General features: G+C 74.6%; 1 protein-coding gene. It reads right to left on the minus strand.

Features of this window, described 5'->3' with window-relative positions:
* A partial coding sequence (locus tag D180_RS19200; protein WP_017914049.1) for a penicillin-binding protein activator occupies positions 1 to 925 on the minus strand: 925 nt, incomplete at both ends.

Here is a 925-nt window from a genome sequence, read left to right on the forward strand (position 1 = left end):
TGGACCAGGCCGGGGTGCGCACGATGTTGCCGAAGCCGTCCAGGTGCAGCACGCCGGTGGCGCCGCGCAGGCCGCTGTCCTTGCCGGTCGCCAGCTTCTCCAGATACGCGGTGATCTGCCAGGCGTCGTAGCCGAACGCGAACAGGCGCCCGGCCGGGCCGCGCGCGGTCGGCAGCATGTCGGCCACGCTGGTCGCCGCCGGCAGGCCGCCGACGCCGCGCACGTTCCACAGCTCGCTCGGGTAGACGACGCCGTCCAGCACCAGGTCGTCCTCGGGCTTGCCGGTACCCAGCACCAGCTGCGAGGTGGCCACCCGGGTCTTGCCGGCAAAACCGGCCAGCGCCAGCTGCGGCGCCAGCGCGCGGGCGGTGTTGCCCTTGACCGCCAGCAGCACCGAGTCGGCGGCGCCGGCGTTGCGCAGTTGCGCGCCGATGTCGCCAGGGGTGTCGGCGACGCTGACGCTGCCGGCGACCTTGCCGCCGCGCTCGCTGAAGCGGTCGCGGAACGCGGCCACCGCACGGCGGCCGGTGTCGTCGTTGCTGCCGATCACCAGCGTATTGCGGCGTTCGTGCGCCAGCAGGTACTCGGCGGCGGCGATGCCGTCGTCTTCCGGCGCCAGCGAGAAACCGGCGCTGCCGCCGGGCGGGGCGTGGGTGCCGCGGTTCAACGCCAGCACCGGCACCGGCAACGCGTCGCGCCCGAACAGCGCGGTGACCTCGTCGCGGCCGAGCGGGCCGACCACGAAATCGGCGCCGCCGTCGACCGCCTTCTGATAGGCGGCCAGCGCCCCGGCCGGGGTGCCGGTGGTGTCGATGAAGTCGATCGCAGGACGCCGCCGGGTTTCGCCGTAGTAGCCGGCAAGCAGACCGTCGCGCACCGGCGCGGCCGCGGTGGCCAGGCTGCCGCTCAGCGGCAGCAGCACCGC

The organism is Xanthomonas sp. SHU 166, assembly GCF_000364685.1.
Taxonomy (GTDB): domain Bacteria; phylum Pseudomonadota; class Gammaproteobacteria; order Xanthomonadales; family Xanthomonadaceae; genus Xanthomonas_A; species Xanthomonas_A sontii.